At 46.9% G+C, this 15,569-nt stretch carries 14 protein-coding genes; 6 read left to right on the forward strand and 8 right to left on the reverse strand.

Features of this window, described 5'->3' with window-relative positions:
• Positions 1 to 243 precede the first annotated feature (243 nt).
• Both fadE and ACF8EG_RS05900 read left to right on the forward strand, forming a co-directional pair.
• Positions 244 to 2,688, forward strand: coding sequence for an acyl-CoA dehydrogenase FadE (gene fadE / locus ACF8EG_RS05895; protein WP_069507346.1), 2,445 nt, complete (start codon positions 244 to 246; stop codon positions 2,686 to 2,688).
• Positions 2,689 to 2,901: 213 nt separating this feature from the next.
• Positions 2,902 to 4,677, forward strand: a complete 1,776-nt coding sequence (locus ACF8EG_RS05900; protein ID WP_020841162.1) for a SulP family inorganic anion transporter — start codon at positions 2,902 to 2,904, stop codon at positions 4,675 to 4,677.
• A 65-nt stretch (positions 4,678 to 4,742) separates the two neighbouring features.
• Here the strand turns inward: ACF8EG_RS05900 and ACF8EG_RS05905 are convergent, their stop codons facing one another.
• Entirely contained in the window at positions 4,743 to 5,993 is a 1,251-nt protein-coding gene (locus ACF8EG_RS05905; protein WP_069507348.1) for a TIGR03503 family protein, read from the reverse strand.
• A gap of 8 nt (positions 5,994 to 6,001) precedes the next feature.
• The gene (dnaQ, locus tag ACF8EG_RS05910) at positions 6,002 to 6,724 is read right to left on the reverse strand and encodes a DNA polymerase III subunit epsilon (RefSeq protein ID WP_005457782.1); all 723 of its coding nucleotides are present in this window, start codon (positions 6,722 to 6,724) and stop codon (positions 6,002 to 6,004) included.
• 58 nt (positions 6,725 to 6,782) lie between these two features.
• Between dnaQ and rnhA the strand changes: the two genes are divergently transcribed.
• A complete protein-coding gene (rnhA, locus tag ACF8EG_RS05915; RefSeq protein ID WP_005484436.1) occupies positions 6,783 to 7,247 on the forward strand; it encodes a ribonuclease HI in 465 nt (154 codons plus the stop codon).
• Between the two features lie 4 nt (positions 7,248 to 7,251).
• Here rnhA and ACF8EG_RS05920 read toward each other — a convergent pair whose 3' ends face one another.
• Complete coding sequence (locus tag ACF8EG_RS05920; protein WP_005481108.1) at positions 7,252 to 8,007, reverse strand: class I SAM-dependent methyltransferase; 756 nt, start codon at positions 8,005 to 8,007, stop codon at positions 7,252 to 7,254.
• 38 nt (positions 8,008 to 8,045) lie between these two features.
• Between ACF8EG_RS05920 and gloB the strand changes: the two genes are divergently transcribed.
• The 3 genes from gloB (at position 8,046) to ACF8EG_RS05935 (ending at position 11,332) form a co-directional block, all read left to right on the forward strand.
• Positions 8,046 to 8,804 carry a hydroxyacylglutathione hydrolase gene (gene gloB, locus ACF8EG_RS05925; RefSeq protein WP_005456739.1) on the forward strand — a complete coding sequence of 253 codons (759 nt, stop codon included), beginning with the start codon at positions 8,046 to 8,048 and terminating at the stop codon, positions 8,802 to 8,804.
• Between the two features lie 258 nt (positions 8,805 to 9,062).
• Positions 9,063 to 10,649, forward strand: coding sequence for a LysM peptidoglycan-binding domain-containing protein (locus ACF8EG_RS05930; RefSeq protein ID WP_069507350.1), 1,587 nt, complete (start codon positions 9,063 to 9,065; stop codon positions 10,647 to 10,649).
• Complete coding sequence (locus tag ACF8EG_RS05935; protein WP_005494291.1) at positions 10,646 to 11,332, forward strand: YIP1 family protein; 687 nt, start codon at positions 10,646 to 10,648, stop codon at positions 11,330 to 11,332. The genes ACF8EG_RS05930 and ACF8EG_RS05935 overlap by 4 nt, the downstream gene beginning before the upstream one ends.
• Positions 11,333 to 11,343: 11 nt before the next feature.
• Here ACF8EG_RS05935 and ACF8EG_RS05940 read toward each other — a convergent pair whose 3' ends face one another.
• The 5 genes from ACF8EG_RS05940 to accA form a co-directional block, all read right to left on the reverse strand.
• Entirely contained in the window at positions 11,344 to 12,189 is an 846-nt protein-coding gene (locus tag ACF8EG_RS05940) for an endonuclease/exonuclease/phosphatase family protein (RefSeq protein ID WP_021453177.1), read from the reverse strand.
• A gap of 86 nt (positions 12,190 to 12,275) precedes the next feature.
• Positions 12,276 to 12,614 (reverse strand): nitrogen regulatory protein P-II, encoded by a 339-nt coding sequence (gene glnB / locus ACF8EG_RS05945; RefSeq protein ID WP_005436810.1) that lies wholly within the window; start codon positions 12,612 to 12,614, stop codon positions 12,276 to 12,278.
• A 189-nt stretch (positions 12,615 to 12,803) separates the two neighbouring features.
• Positions 12,804 to 13,115 (reverse strand): cytochrome c, encoded by a 312-nt coding sequence (locus tag ACF8EG_RS05950; RefSeq protein ID WP_046265019.1) that lies wholly within the window; start codon positions 13,113 to 13,115, stop codon positions 12,804 to 12,806.
• 57 nt (positions 13,116 to 13,172) lie between these two features.
• Positions 13,173 to 14,489 carry a tRNA lysidine(34) synthetase TilS gene (tilS, locus tag ACF8EG_RS05955; protein WP_069507351.1) on the reverse strand — a complete coding sequence of 439 codons (1,317 nt, stop codon included), beginning with the start codon at positions 14,487 to 14,489 and terminating at the stop codon, positions 13,173 to 13,175.
• A gap of 76 nt (positions 14,490 to 14,565) precedes the next feature.
• Positions 14,566 to 15,525 (reverse strand): acetyl-CoA carboxylase carboxyl transferase subunit alpha, encoded by a 960-nt coding sequence (accA, locus tag ACF8EG_RS05960; RefSeq protein WP_005480969.1) that lies wholly within the window; start codon positions 15,523 to 15,525, stop codon positions 14,566 to 14,568.
• Positions 15,526 to 15,569 lie beyond the last annotated feature (44 nt).

Raw genomic sequence — 15,569 nt, forward strand, 5'->3', positions numbered from 1 at the left:
GAGAATTAGTGTCGATAGTGAACCTCCAGATTTGGATTGGTGGCAGTAATAAACTTGTCAACTTGCTTACGAAACCATCACTCAATTCGCAACTTTAGAATTTTAACTCTACTTAGATCACTTTTTACTCAATCTTTCGTTTTACATTTCCTTAATATTTTTATTACACTTACACCAACTGGTTAGACCTCTTACCAAAATACAGACGTACAACATTTATAAAGTCTGAAAAGGAAAAATTATATGGACATCTTGCTCTCTATCGTTGCGATGGCTGTTGTGTTAGGCATTACGCTTTACCACAGAATGTCACTCGTTAAATCCGTCAGCCTACTAACTGCTGCCATGCTAGTGCTGACTATCACAGGCTCAGTTGGCGTTATTGGCTGGGCACTGTATGTGCTTGCAATCGCGGTCTTTGCCGTTTCTGGTATCCGCCAATCGCTTATTAGCCGTAAGGCACTGGCGTTGTTTAAGACTGTGCTACCTGCGATGTCGCAAACTGAAAAAGAAGCTCTCGATGCTGGTACAGTATGGTGGGAAGCTGAGCTATTCAAAGGTAAACCTGAATGGGAAAAATTACACGCAATTCAAGCGCCAAAACTTAGCGCTGAAGAGCAAGCGTTCTTAGACGGCCCAGTAAACGAAGTGTGTGCTATGGTCAGCGACTTCCAAGTAACGCATGAACTCGCGGATTTACCACCTGAAGTTTGGCAGTATCTGAAAGACAACAAATTCTTCGCCATGATCATCAAGAAAAAGTACGGTGGTCTAGAGTTCTCTGCATACGCTCAATCTTTGGTACTGCAAAAGCTGACGGGAGTTTCTGGCGTTTTGTCATCTACCGTTGGTGTTCCAAACTCGTTAGGCCCTGGTGAACTACTGCAACACTACGGCACTGAAGAGCAGAAAAACTATTACTTACCTCGCCTAGCCGAAGGTAAAGAAATCCCATGTTTCGCGCTAACTAGCCCAGAGGCTGGCTCAGACGCAGGCTCAATCCCAGATTACGGCGTCGTTTGTAAAGGAGAATGGGAAGGCAAAGAAGTGTTGGGTATGCGTCTAACGTGGAACAAACGCTACATCACGCTTGCGCCTGTTGCGACGGTACTTGGCCTTGCATTCAAACTGCGTGACCCAGAAGGTCTGCTTGGTGAGAAAGAAGATCTTGGTATCACATGTGCGCTGATCCCAACGGATGTGAAAGGTGTAGAAATCGGCAACCGTCATTTCCCACTAAACGTGCCATTCCAGAACGGTCCAACCCGTGGTAAAGACATTTTCGTTCCTATCGATTTCATCATCGGTGGTGAGAAAATGGCAGGGCAAGGATGGCGCATGCTGGTGGAATGTCTGTCGGTCGGCCGTGGCATCACGCTACCTTCTAACTCGACGGGTGGTATCAAATCGGCTGCGATGGCAACGGGTGCATACTCTCGCATTCGTCGTCAGTTCAAACAACCAATCGGTCACATGGAAGGCGTTGAAGAGCCATTGGCGCGTCTTGGCGGTAATGCATATGTCATGGATGCGGCCAGCAACCTAACTGTTGCAGGTATCGACCTAGGTGAAAAGCCATCGGTTATCTCTGCAATCGTGAAGTACCACTGTACCCACCGCGGTCAACAAAGCATCATTGACGCGATGGACATTGTCGGCGGTAAAGGCATTTGTTTAGGCCCTTCGAACTTCCTCGCTCGTGGCTACCAAGGCTCTCCAATCGCCGTAACGGTAGAAGGTGCAAACATTCTGACTCGTTCGATGATCATCTTCGGTCAAGGTGCGATTCGTTGTCACCCATATGTACTTGAAGAAATGAACGCAGCTTACTCAGAAGCGAGCGACGCGGTTGAGAAATTCGACAAAGCGTTAGCTGGCCATGTGAGCTTTACCATGAGTAACCTCGTTCGCAGTATTTGGTTTGGTTTGAGCGATGGTCTCGGCTCATCGGCACCGACTAAAGATGCAACGAAACGCTACTACCAACAGCTAAACCGTTACAGTGCCAACCTAGCGCTTCTGTCTGATATCTCAATGGCTGTGCTTGGTGGTTCGTTGAAACGTAAAGAGCGTTTATCTGCGCGTTTAGGTGACATTCTCAGTCAGCTATACCTAAGCTCCGCGACGCTAAAACGTTTTGAACAAGATGGTCGTCCAGCTGAAGATTTGGCTTTGGTTCACTGGGGCCTACAAGATAGCTTAAAACAAGCAGAAATCGCCGTTGATGAGTTCCTAGCAAACTTCCCGAACAAAGTCATTGGCCGCACACTTCGCGTTCTGATTATGCCATTCGGTCGTGTACGCAAAGCACCAAGTGACAAGCTAGACAGCAAAGTGGCACGTATTCTACAAACCCCAAGTGCAACACGTTCGCGCATTGGCCGTGGCCAGTACCTAGAGCCAACAGAGCACAACCCAGCAGGTAAGATTGAGTTAGCACTGTCTGTGATTCTTCAAGCTGAGCCTGTGTTCGACAAAGTTTGTAAAGCGCAAGGTAAACGTCGTCCATTCCTCCGCTTGGACATGATTGCTCAAGAAGGTCTAGAGCAAGGCGTGATCACTCAAGAAGAAGCAGAACTGCTGAGAGAAGCCGAGCAACATCGTCTCGATACCATTAACGTTGACGATTTTGAGCCGGAACTATTGGCAGCAAAGCCACTTTACCCTCAAATGGATAGCGTTGCTTAAAAACCAATAAGAAAGACAAAAACGGGAGCTTTGGCTCCCGTTTTCTTGTGCTCTGACTCCAAATAACGCCCCCTCCCTTTCGACGCATCCGATGCTCACTCTCAGACAACCGTTGTAACCACAGCCAAACCAATTGATCGCGATATGAGTGATAAATAGCTCACAGACCTTACCCATTAACGATGTATACTTTACCGTATCTCAACCACATATATGGAAAATCTGTTGGCTAGATTCTTATTCGCTCAGTGGTTCCCAGGACTCATTCAACTTAAAAACTATCAAAAAGAATGGCTCGTGAACGACTTTAGAGCAGCATTTTCTGTTGTTGCTGTTGCACTACCTGTTGCTATTGCTTATGCACAGCTAACTGGCGTTTCTGCTATCGTCGGCCTCTACTCATGCGTGCTGCCGATGCTGGTTTACGCTTTAATGGGCACTTCCCGGCAACTCATTGTTGGCCCGGACGCAGCAACCTGTGCCGTCATCGCCGCCGTCGTTACCCCAATTGCCGCTGGCGACCCAACCAAACACTGGCAGCTCGTGATGACCATGACAGCCATGACAGGTATTTGGTGTGTACTGGCCAGCCGCTTCAAACTGGGAATTTTTGCTGACTTTCTTTCCCGCCCAATCCTCTTAGGGCTACTCAACGGCGTGGCGTTGACCATCATTGTCGGTCAGTTTGCGAAAGTCGTGGGTTTGAAATACGAACAACGCTATCTACTTGAACGATTATGGGAAGCTCCACAACGCTTGGCAGAACTTCATTGGCCAACAGTTGCGTTAAGTGTAGCGACTGTGGTGGTCTATTTGGTAACCAAACGCTACCGTCCTACTTGGCCTGCAGCAATGCTTGCCATACTGGTTACTACAGCATCGGTTTGGCTACTGCACTTACAAGAAATGGACGTGGCCGTAGTCGGCTTAACTCAAGGTGGTTTCCCTCAATTTCAAGCCCCACAATTTGAGCTTGGCGAAGTGCGTGAGCTCGTCGTGCCAGCGTTAAACTTAGCGATCGTTAGCTTTGTCAGCATGATGCTGACCGCGCGCAGCTTCGCAGCGAAGAACGGCTACGACATTGACGCTAATAAAGAGTTTCAGGCATTGGGTTTTGCCAATATTGCTTCTGCTTTCTCGCAAGGCTTTGCCATCAGCGGCGCAGATTCTCGTACCGCCGTTAACGACGCCAATGGGGGAAAATCACAATTGGTATCTATTGTGGCAGCCATCACCATTGCTATTATCGCGGTCTTTATTTACGAGCCGTTACAGTTCATCCCTATTGCGTCACTCGGCGTGGTACTCATCATCGCGTCACTGTCACTGCTTGACCTCAAAGCCATATGGATACTGAAAACACGTGACAAAGATGCCTTTTACCTTGCCATCATTACCTTTATTTCCGTGTTAGTGATTGGGGTTATTCCGGGTATCACGCTGGCCGTTCTATTAGGTCTATTTCAGTTTTTACGCATCGTCATGCGACCAAGTGACCAACTACTGGGTCTGGATGAAAAAGGCACCATTCGCACCATTGATGAAACCGGAAAAGCGTCTCCAATTCCGGGAATGGTGATTTATCGCTTCAACTCACCGTTGACCTACTTTAATGCGCCGTACTTTAAGCGTCGTTTACTAGAGCACGCAGAGCAAAACAAAGATGTCAGCTGTGTCGTAGTCGATGCCGTATCAAGCTTTACTCACCTAGATTTGAGTGTCATGGCGACATTGGCCGACATTCACGAAGTGCTCAAGAAAAGAGGAATACGATTAGTCCTCGCGGGAAGAAAACGCCGCTTGCGTCAATGGTGTGAGTTAACGGGAATAAGCACCAGCGAAGGCGGGATTTTGCTGCGTGCCGATATGTACCTTGCGATCAAACTCAGTGGTAGCTACCTCAGTGCAGTCGGTGAAGGGATTGTTCCGACCGTGCAAAAAGAACCTGATTTGGAACAACCACCAAAGCCAATTCCAGAAGTGGCTTAAGCGATAATCTAAGATAAACAAAAAACGGAGCCGATGGGCTCCGTTCTTTCTCTAACTCTTCTGCCTTATTTCTTTGGCACTTCCAATTGCATTTCAGGCATGGCTTGTCGTTTCGCTTTTAACTTGCGCCACACAATCCAAGCCACAACAGCAATCAAAAGCATCACTACGTTGCCGACCGCAATGATGATCATGCTGCGTTTACGCTCTGCTTCGCGCTCTGCAATGATGCGTTTTTCCATCTCAATACGGCGTTGCTCGGCCAGCTCTGCTTCTTTGGCGATGCGGGCTGCTTCTAAATCCACTTCATCAACGACACTGAAGGTTTGTTCTTGAATAGGAAACACCAGTGCACGCTGGGTTGCGAAATCCGTTGCAAAGATTTCTCCGCGCCATGAGTACTTGCCCAGTTCAGGATCGTTATCCAAGTTCAAGGTGGTTTTCATACCATCCTGTGACACTTGACCTTGGCTGTAGGTAATAAAGCCATCAGGTGCATTTTGCTCGACATTTACCGCGATAGAACCGGGAGCAATCATACCTTGCTCACCGCTAACTACCAGCTGGTGTGGTTTCTCTGGGCTACGAGATTGAATAAACGTACGTGACACTGGGTTTGGGTACACCAAAATCACCTGTTCTTGCGCACGCAAAAATACGCCGTTACCAGAAGTGATTCGTGCGCGGTACTTGCCCGGTTCCACTTCGATAGGTAATTGAACGGTGAATACACCATCGCCCGCTTGTTCATCCAGACCGCGACCATCATCAGAAAATTCGCCAATGATCATCGGCACTGGGCGTGCCTCTTTTATCAGTTCGTCTTCATTTTCGACAAACTTAGTAAAGGTGACTCGCAAGTTGACGCGGTCGAGAAAGTCTCGCAGGACAAGCGGCTTATCGTCTGAAGTTAAACGCGCAGTGAACTTGAGCGCTTCTCCGTTATAGAGACGGTTAGGGAATACGTCGGTGCTGAGCTTGAGATGTGAAATTAAGCGGATGTTGTTTTTTGGGGTTACTTTCCCCACAGCTTGCCAAGGACCGGGCATTGGGTTATCGACTGAAATGATGTCGAGTGATGGTTCTTGATACCAACGAACGTTGTCGTAAGAGCCCCACGCGTAATATTTTTTACCATCTGGACGAACTAACACAACAGGTTGAGAACTTTGTTCACGATAAACCAGAAAAGTAATCTGTTCGATGGTCGGGTCGACACGAAAACGGTTATCCAACAAAGACATGGCGGACTCGCTCGCGGCAAATGCGAAACAACTCCAGATCGCTAAAATAGCGACCGACAAAGCCCTCAACATAGCTTCTCCTATTGGTGCCAAATACAGTCGTTTACCAGTTCTAATCTTTTCTGGTGCGCTTCTAATTCATCGGCAGTTGCACGCAAAACCTTTAGTGCTTTTCTTCCTTCAATGCGGCGAATGGTTTCTACCCCGCCTTCTTGTTTGTTGGCGTTAAATTCTAGACTCGTTTGCCCACCAGTCATCAGTAGGTAAACGTCGGCTAGAATCTCCGCATCGAGCAATGCCCCGTGGAGTGTACGGTGCGAGTTATCAATGCCGTAACGTTCACATAATACGTCGAGGTTGTTGCGCTTGCCCGGGAAGATTTTCTTCGCCATGGCAAGCGTATCCGTCACCTTGCAGTAATCGTCGGTTTTACCAATTGTTGGATCGAGTTTTTCAAACTCATAATCCATGAAGCCAGTATCGAAGGGCGCGTTGTGCGCAACCAGTTCTGCGCCTTTGATAAAATCAAGAAACTCTTGGTGGATACTCGCGTATTCCGGTTTATCTACCAAGAATTCATCGGTAATACCGTGTACTTGTATCGCCTCAGGTTGAATTTCACGATCGGGCTTAATGTACACATGGAAATGACGACCAGTCAGCTTACGGTTGATGATCTCCACGGCACCGATTTCGATGATGCGGTGACCTAAGTAGTGCGGACCACCTTCTTGGTTCATACCTGTGGTTTCGGTATCGAGAACGACAATGCGATTATGTTCAGAATTGCTGCTGGTATTCATAAGGTTATGTATGTCAGACTATGCTTTATTAAATGTTTCGGCTAATAGTACCAAAAATATGACCAAACACGTTGAGATTTTCACAGACGGATCTTGTTTAGGAAATCCAGGCCCTGGTGGCTACGGCATCGTCTTACGCTACAAAGACGTAGAAAAGACGCTCTCCAAAGGCTACACCCTCACCACCAACAATCGCATGGAAATGTTAGCCGCTGTTGTCGCCCTGCAAACACTGAAAGAGCCGTGCCGTGTCACGCTGACGACCGATAGTCAGTACGTGCGCCAAGGGATCACGCAGTGGATTCACAACTGGAAAAAACGCGGCTGGAAAACCGCAGATAAAAAGCCCGTGAAGAACGCCGATTTATGGCAAGCACTGGATAAAGAAACGGCACGCCACCAAGTGGATTGGCATTGGGTTAAAGGCCATGCTGGACACAGAGAAAACGAAATCTGTGATGAACTCGCCCGCACAGCAGCAGAAAACCCAACAGAAGAAGATACAGGCTACCAGCCATCTTAATACGCTAGTAGCGCTGGCTCGACACTCTCTTCACACCAAATCCCTCTCGGTTCATCACGCCAAGCGGCGTCAGTTTTTTCTTTAGACGCCAATGTGGTTTGATTGGCTTGAGAGGGTACGTTCGTTTACGAGCGACGATATAGTACAAGCTCCCCGCCGGAGAAGCCCAATCCCCCAAGCTGTTTTCTAACCAAGTCCACATGGTGCGATAACGTGTCATAGGAAACAGCGCATAACGATCACAATGAATTACTTGGTAATTGAGTAACCCCAACCAGTCATTGATTCGGCTCGAAGTAAACATTCGTCCACTCCACGGCAAGTTATTTTTACGCCATGGGAACAAACTCGCTAAACCAGTAAAGCTAATTGGGTTAAAACCCGTAATGATCAAGCAGCCATCATCCATCATCACTCTGTCTACTTCTCGCAGCAGACGATGTGGATCACTTGCATAATCAAGCTGATGGGCAAGTATCACGACATCAAAGCTTTTTTCCAAAAAGGGCAATTCGTAACCATCTGCGATAACATTGTGCAACGGGTTCTGGATATCTACGTTGACTTGGTGTTGAATATTACAATTACAGCTGGTTAGCTCACAGCTCAACCCGCCCAGTTTGAGCATATGGTAGCCGAACAATTTCGGACACCATTCATCAAGTCGGGTCTGGATTGACTCAAGCACCCAAGGCCCATTGTTCATCGCTGACCAAGTCGATGGGTGCGGTAAAGTTTTGTTGCTGAGTGCTGGTTTCATTAACCACCTGACTTAAAAAGGGTGACGGAGAACGAATCGTGTTAGAGATCAAAAGCATACCCGCATTTAATGATAATTACATCTGGCTGATACAAAATAGCGACAAGCGTTGCGCCGTGGTCGATCCAGGCGATGCACAGCCAGTATTAGATTATTTGCAGGCTAACGAATTAACTTTAGAAGCGATCTTAGTTACACACCACCACAACGATCACATTGGCGGTGTTCCAGATTTAGTTCGTGCATTTCCTCACGTCACCGTTGTCGGCCCGAAAGCGGAGCCAATTCCGACCTTAACAACTCCTATGGAAGAAGGCGATAAGCTTGAGCTGTTCGGCGAAATCTTCTTGGTGCTCGGTTTGCCAGGGCACACACTCGGTCATATAGGGTATGTGGGCGATAGCAAGCTATTTTGTGGTGACGTGCTATTTTCTGCTGGTTGCGGTCGTATTTTCGAAGGCACACCAGAGCAGATGTTTGAGTCTCTGAGCAAAATTGCAGCGCTTCCAGAAGAAACACAGGTGTTCTGCGCGCATGAATATACAGCGAGTAACGTTGCCTTTGCGCTGGCTGTGGAACCTGATAACGAGCAACTACGTCAATACCGAGACGATGTGAACCGCCTTCGTGCACTAAACATTCCTACCCTTCCTACAACGCTGCGAAAAGAAAAGTGGATTAATCCATTCTTGCGTACCACCAATCCAGACGTTGTTAAGTCTGTCGCGAACCGCATTAAAAATAGCGATCCATGCTCGGTTTTTACTGCTTTGCGTGAGTGGAAGAACGAATTTTAACCATTTTCTGCTTGTAAGTTTGCAAGACCCCAGTATTATCAGGGGCTGATTTTTTGGGAAGCGCCACTGGCGCTTCTCTTACGTTTGGGGTCGATATAAATCAACTTGAATGTCGCTCTCATGCATAATTTTAGAAGCTCTCCGCCTCTATTGAATATTAGTTAGTGTTAAAAGATGTCTATTATCTCACGACTGCCACGCAACTTAGGCTGCGCGACAGGCAGGAGAAGATAAAAAGGCCCTAAATAGGCTGAACCCATGCGTTTGAAGTATAGCTGGGCGTTGGTGTTGTTATTATCTGGCTGTCAATTGACTCTGCCAAATTCGTCCACCACTCCAACTCCAGAAACCAACAAGTCAGAGCAAACTGCTAAGCAGAATGCCAGTAAGACTAAATCTAAAAACAAACAATCTTTGGCGAAAGATTCTGCCAAGGATACGCCAAAAGTTCTCTCCCCTCAGGAACAAGAAGATGTGTGGCAACGTATTGCTATGCAGCTTGAAATGGACATCCCAAACAACAAGAAAGTGGATTATTACCGTACGTGGTATTTGAAACACCCAAACCACCTGTACACGGTATCTAAACGTGCAGCGCCATTTCTTTACATGATCACGCAACGTATCGAAGAACGTGGGTTGCCAATGGAGCTTGCTCTTCTACCGGTTGTGGAAAGCTCATTTGACGCTTTCGCCTACTCGCACGGTAGCGCAGCAGGTTTGTGGCAGTTTGTTCCAGGCACCGGGAAAATGATGGGGCTTGAACAAAACTACTGGTATGACGGGCGTCGCGATGTCGCTGCCTCTACCGATGCTGCATTGGATTATCTTGTTCAATTAAATGAACGTTTTGATGGAAACTGGGAACACGCAATCGCAGCCTACAATAGTGGCGGCGGTCGTGTATCTAGTGCTATCCGTAAGAACAAAAAATTGGGTAAACCTGTCGACTTTTTCTCTTTAGATCTGCCAAAAGAGACCAGTAGCTACGTGCCAAAACTTCTCGCTCTTGCGGACGTGGTGGCAAACCAAGAAAAGTACGGTATCGACATTCCATCTATCCCAAACAAACCAGTGCTGACGTTAGTCGATCCGAAAGAACAACTGGATCTCGCTATCGCTGCTGATTACGCGGGCATCGGGGTAAAAGAGCTGCAAAGCTACAACCCTGCCTACAACCAATGGTCCACCGCACCAGAAGGGCCTCATCAGCTTCTTATTCCTGTGGAGAAGAAGGATGCGTTCTTAACTCAAGTTGAGAGCAATCGCGGTAAAGGCATGAAAGTCGCGCGTTACAAAGTCAAACCTGGCGACTCGTTGAGTATGTTGGCGAAGAAATACGGTACGACCTCAAAAGTGATTCGTCGTGCTAACGGCCTGTCGAACAACAACATTCGCATTGGTCAGTACTTACTTATTCCGACGTCAACCAAAGACGATTCAAAGTACGCACTTACAGCGCAAAACCGTTTGAACAAAACGCAATCGCAAGCTCGTGGCCAGCTGAAACTGTCACACGTTGTGCAATCGGGTGAAAGTTTGTGGTCTATCGCTCGTGACAACAAGGTTTCACACAAATCGCTAGCAAAATGGAACGGCATGGGACCAAAAGATACCCTGCGCGTCGGTCAAAAGCTGGTGATTTGGAAAAAATCAGACCAAGGCGCCGTGATTCGTACCGTGTTCTACAACGTTCGCTCTGGCGACACCATCAGTGGCATCGCAAGCAAATTCAAGGTGAAGAGCAACGACATCGTAAAATGGAACTCACTGCATAAGCAGAAGTACCTAAAACCGGGTCAAAAACTTAAGCTGTACGTAGATGTAACTAAGGTAAGTGTATGAACCCGTCAAGTAACCCACTCGTAATGTTGTTGGATATATTCCGTTCTCCAACCTCTTGTTTTCTTGCGCTTTATCAGCGTGGTGGTTGGGGATGGCAACCTTTCATCTTTTTGATGCTAAGCCCATTCCTATTTTGGGGCGCGTACTTTTCGAACGTTGATTTTACGTGGTTAAGTGACCAACTCACTGTACAGTTCCAACAAATCGACCCACAGCAGATTGAGCTATTGGAACCAAACACGTTGATGGCAAGTGCGATCATTAATGACGTGTTCAATCGCTTTGCGACGCTTTTGTTGCTTGCGTTTTGGTTCTTCCTTGCGACTAAAGCAAGTAAACAACAATACGGTTATTGGAAATGGTTTGCGGCATCGTGCGCCATTTTGTTTCCAGCGGTATTGGGCGACATTGCAAGCTACGCAAGCTTACTATTGAAACATGGTCAGGTAATGACCTATGCGGCGGATCTCAACAGTCTCAATGGCTTACTGAAGTTGCCACTCACCAACGAATGGTCTCACTTTGCTAGCTCACTGCCACTTCTGTTGCCTTGGTACATTGTTCTAGGTTACGGCGTGGTATTAACGTGGACTGAATTTGAACGCGGACAGGCTCTGGTGATTTCGAGCCTGCCTTGGATCGCGTTTTACGTGATTTGGGCGTTGTACATCGTTATCGCTTAAGCTGACTAACGCTAATCGTTAAGCGTAAACGACACCAGTAATGGATTATGATCGGAAGCGTCGCTCTGCGGCGCTTTCGCATTTTTCAGCGTTAATCCGCGGTAGAACACATGGTCTAGCGGCAAGCCCGTAATAAACTGCGTACGATGATCTGGCGAGAACTGTACTTCTCTCAAATTTGCTTCCCTCAGGGCCTGCTTCATGGCCGTAATCCGATATTCGCTCCAACTATTAAAATCACCAGCAAATACGATTGGCCCGCTGTGTTGTTTAAGTAGCGTCTCAAGCGCAGAAAGTTGCGAAGTATATTCTTCCGTTCCAACGGTAAAGTTGATCGCATGCACATTGATAACGGCCAAGCTCTCACCATTACTTAAACGATACTGGCTGTACAACGCCGATTTTGGCAAACGCAACCACGGTTCTTTTGACGTGTACGCGCATGCTTTAATTGGCTGCTTTTGAGCAATACTAATCACGCCAGCTCCGCTGCCTAACGCTTTAAACGCGCTGACTTGGTTGCTGACCCAGCTGCCATCTACCAACCATTGTTTAAAACTGTCTGTCATGCTGGCTTCTTGCAGCAATAACAATTGCTTATCTGCCGAGAACAACTCCAGCTCAGATTGCCAGTTAGCGCGATTTTGCTTGTAGATGTTCCAAACTAAAAGGTTGAGTTCACCGTTATCGTCCAGAGCATTTGCTCCGCTAAACTCTATACATCGAATATCTTCGGTAATTTCAGAACCAGTTTGTGTGATGATCTGTGGGTGTTCTGGCACGGTAAAGATGACTTGAAAACTCACTACCGCAGCCATGATTAGAAAGGCTAAAGAGAGAACAAAACGCTTAAACATGAGAGCGTACCTGAATGCATGAAATAAAAAAGGAGCCTTATTGGGCTCCCTTTTAGCTTAATCAAAAATGCAATTGTAGTGAAATCTTAAATCGCGTCTTCGTCTTCTTCACCAGTACGGATACGAACCACACGCTCAACATCCGTTACGAAAATTTTACCATCGCCAATCTTACCTGTTTGCGCGGTTTCGATGATGGTTTCTACGCATTTGTCTGCTACATCTTCAGTAACAACAATTTCCAGTTTCACTTTTGGTAGGAAGTCCACCATGTATTCCGCACCGCGGTATAGCTCAGTGTGGCCTTTCTGACGACCAAAACCTTTCACTTCAGAAACGGTCATCCCTGTGATGCCTACTTCAGCAAGTGCTTCTCGAACATCATCCAATTTAAATGGCTTGATAATCGCTTCAATCTTTTTCATGTTCATCCCTTAAGCTTCAATCGTTTGCGCATATTATCGTTTAGCGTCTCATAACATTCAATGTTTGTCTCTGCTTCATCGGCTAAAATCCTGAGCCCAATAAGGTCTATTAACTCGAGATAAAACAAAACCAGAGCAATGCTCTGGTTTTGTAGAAATAAGATAACGACGCGTTAATGCGCTTTTTACTTACTTCAAACTTGAGTAGTAAGCGGCAAGGTTTGCAATATCGTCATCAGAAAGCAGCGACGCCTGAGCCTGCATTACCGCAGCAAGACCACCGCTACGCTCTTTGTTTTTGTAAGCTTTGATTGAGCTCACGATGTACTGCTCGTTTTGCCCTTTCAAATTTGGGTAGCCTGGAATCGTCGCGTTACCGTCTGCGCCATGACATGCCGCACATACTGCAGCTTTAGCTTGTCCCGCAGCGGCATCACCCGCCAGAGCTTGTCCACTCAACATGGTTAGTGCAGCCACTGCACCGATCATTACTCTATTCATTGCTTCACCTAATCGTTTTTTTATTTGAGATAGTTATGGTCGATATTGTGACATGAATTACAAAGGCTTGCGCCAAATGAGTTCACAGTCTTGGCCACTAAATGTTTGATCTACAAACAAGTCTGCGACTGCAACAACTTGGTCTTTGTACATCAAAATCGGGATCTGACGGCGTAACCAGCTTGGCACATTGTATTCTTGGAATAACTTTTTCAGTTTACGACTGCGACTACGTGTTGTGGGGTGTGCCGCCAAACCTTCGGGATTGAAAGTAACCCTCAATAACTCGGGGTGCGATGGCAGCGAAATATTTGGCTGATGAGAACCCGTACTAAGCGTTAACGTCCCCAAACTCTCTGGTAAAATCAGTGGCTCATCGATTTGGATATGGCCTTGCCAACTCGTCACATCGGCATGAGGCGTAACCCAGTACAATTTGTTTTGGAAGCGTCGGATCTCTCCTTGTTTGAGTTTAAGCTTTGGATTGGCATCTTGTTGTGCCAATGCCACTTCTTGCCAAATCAAGCGCAATTGAGTTTGACTCGGCATGTTTGCATTCAATTTACTCAACCACATACGAATCAAACGCGCTTGCGCTAATTCACTATGGATAACTAACTCATCAATGCTTAAGCTCAAATCCGCCTGTAGAGCACGCGCAAACACCGAACCTAGGAGCTCATCCAATAACGCTTCTTGCTGAGCACATAAGCTTGCGCTTCGTTGCACGGCTTGATGAATACTCGGCCAACGATCAGACAACTCAGGGACGATACGATGACGTAAAAAATTTCGATCGTAGCGCGTGTCTTGGTTACTTTCATCTTCTACCCATTCCAAACCAATGTTCTTCGCCGTCGCTTCTATCTGCTCGCGCTTGGTGTTAAGTAGCGGACGAACTAATGTGCCACCAGCAAACGGCATACTTTCTGCCATCGAAGATAAGCCCTTAGGTCCACTTCCACGTTTCAACGCGAGTAAAAAGGTTTCGACTTGGTCGTCGGCATGCTGACCTGTTAGCAATAAGTCGCCACGATTGATATGACGAGCCAGAGCTTCATAGCGCGCTTCACGTGCCAGCGATTCAATGCTCTCACCACTATTGGTATCTAGGTTCACACGCTCTACCGAGCACGAAATACCTGCTTGTTTCGCCCATAATTGACACTTATCGGCCCAAATGTCCGCATTTTCACTCAAACCATGATGAACATAAACCGCGTGGCAAGAGAGGGAGTTTTCTTCTCGATAACGGCGAAGTAACTCAAGTAACAAGCGCGAGTCCATACCACCACTAAACGCGACAACGACCTTCGTTTGAGGTTGATAATAGGTGTTCAATACATGAGAAAACTGCTGGTAAAGCGATTCCATAAGCGATCCGATAGGTACAAAAAAGGGTTAGACATATGTCCAACCCTTTCTATTTTATCCGTTATCTCGCGAGATATCAGCAGTAACCGTAGTTCATTAGACGTTGGTAACGGCGTTCACGTAGCGATTCTTCATCTAGCTGCTCAAGATCTTCTAGCTGACGAAGTAGCGTCGCTTTCATGTTTTCAGCCATTTTAACGTGATCGCGGTGCGCGCCACCTAGTGGCTCTTCGATGATCTCATCAATTAGCTCAAGTTCTTTAAGGCGAGGAGCTGTTAGACCCATTGCTTCTGCTGCTTGAGGCGCTTTGTCAGAATCACGCCATAAGATTGAAGCACAACCTTCTGGAGAAATTACTGAGTACGTAGAGTACTGAAGCATGTTCACGTAGTCGCCTACACCAATAGCTAGTGCACCGCCTGAACCACCTTCACCTACAACGTTACAGATTACTGGAACTTTAAGACCAGACATCACTTTTAGGTTTTTCGCGATAGCTTCAGATTGACCACGCTCTTCTGCACCAACACCTGGGTATGCGCCAGCTGTGTCGATGAATGTGATGATTGGCATGTTGAAACGCTCGGCCATTTCCATCAAACGTAGTGCTTTGCGGTAACCTTCTGGCTTTGGCATGCCAAAGTTACGTCGTACTTTTTCTTTTGTCTCACGGCCTTTTTGGTGACCAATGATCATCACAGGACGACCTTCAAGACGTGCAATACCACCGACAATCGCTTTGTCGTCTGCGAATGCGCGGTCACCCGCGAGTTCGTCAAACTCTTCAAATACGTGTTGAACGTAATCAAGCGTGTATGGACGTAGTGGGTGACGAGCCAGTTGAGCTGTTTCCCATGCACCTAGGTCGCTGAAGATCTTCTTCTTAAGTTCTAGGCTCTTCTTCTCAAGCTGTTCGATTTCTTTATCCAGGTCAATTGCAGAATCACCACCATGACGTGATACGTCACGTAGTGCTTCGATTTTCGCTTCTAGTTCTGCAATTGGCTTTTCAAATTCAAGAAAGTTTAGGCTCATCTATGAATCCTTGTTGACTCAGCGTCTGACATATTGCGCTGAAT

This window comes from Vibrio sp. YQ_11 (genome assembly GCF_043103065.1).
In the GTDB taxonomy this organism is placed as follows: domain Bacteria; phylum Pseudomonadota; class Gammaproteobacteria; order Enterobacterales; family Vibrionaceae; genus Vibrio; species Vibrio parahaemolyticus.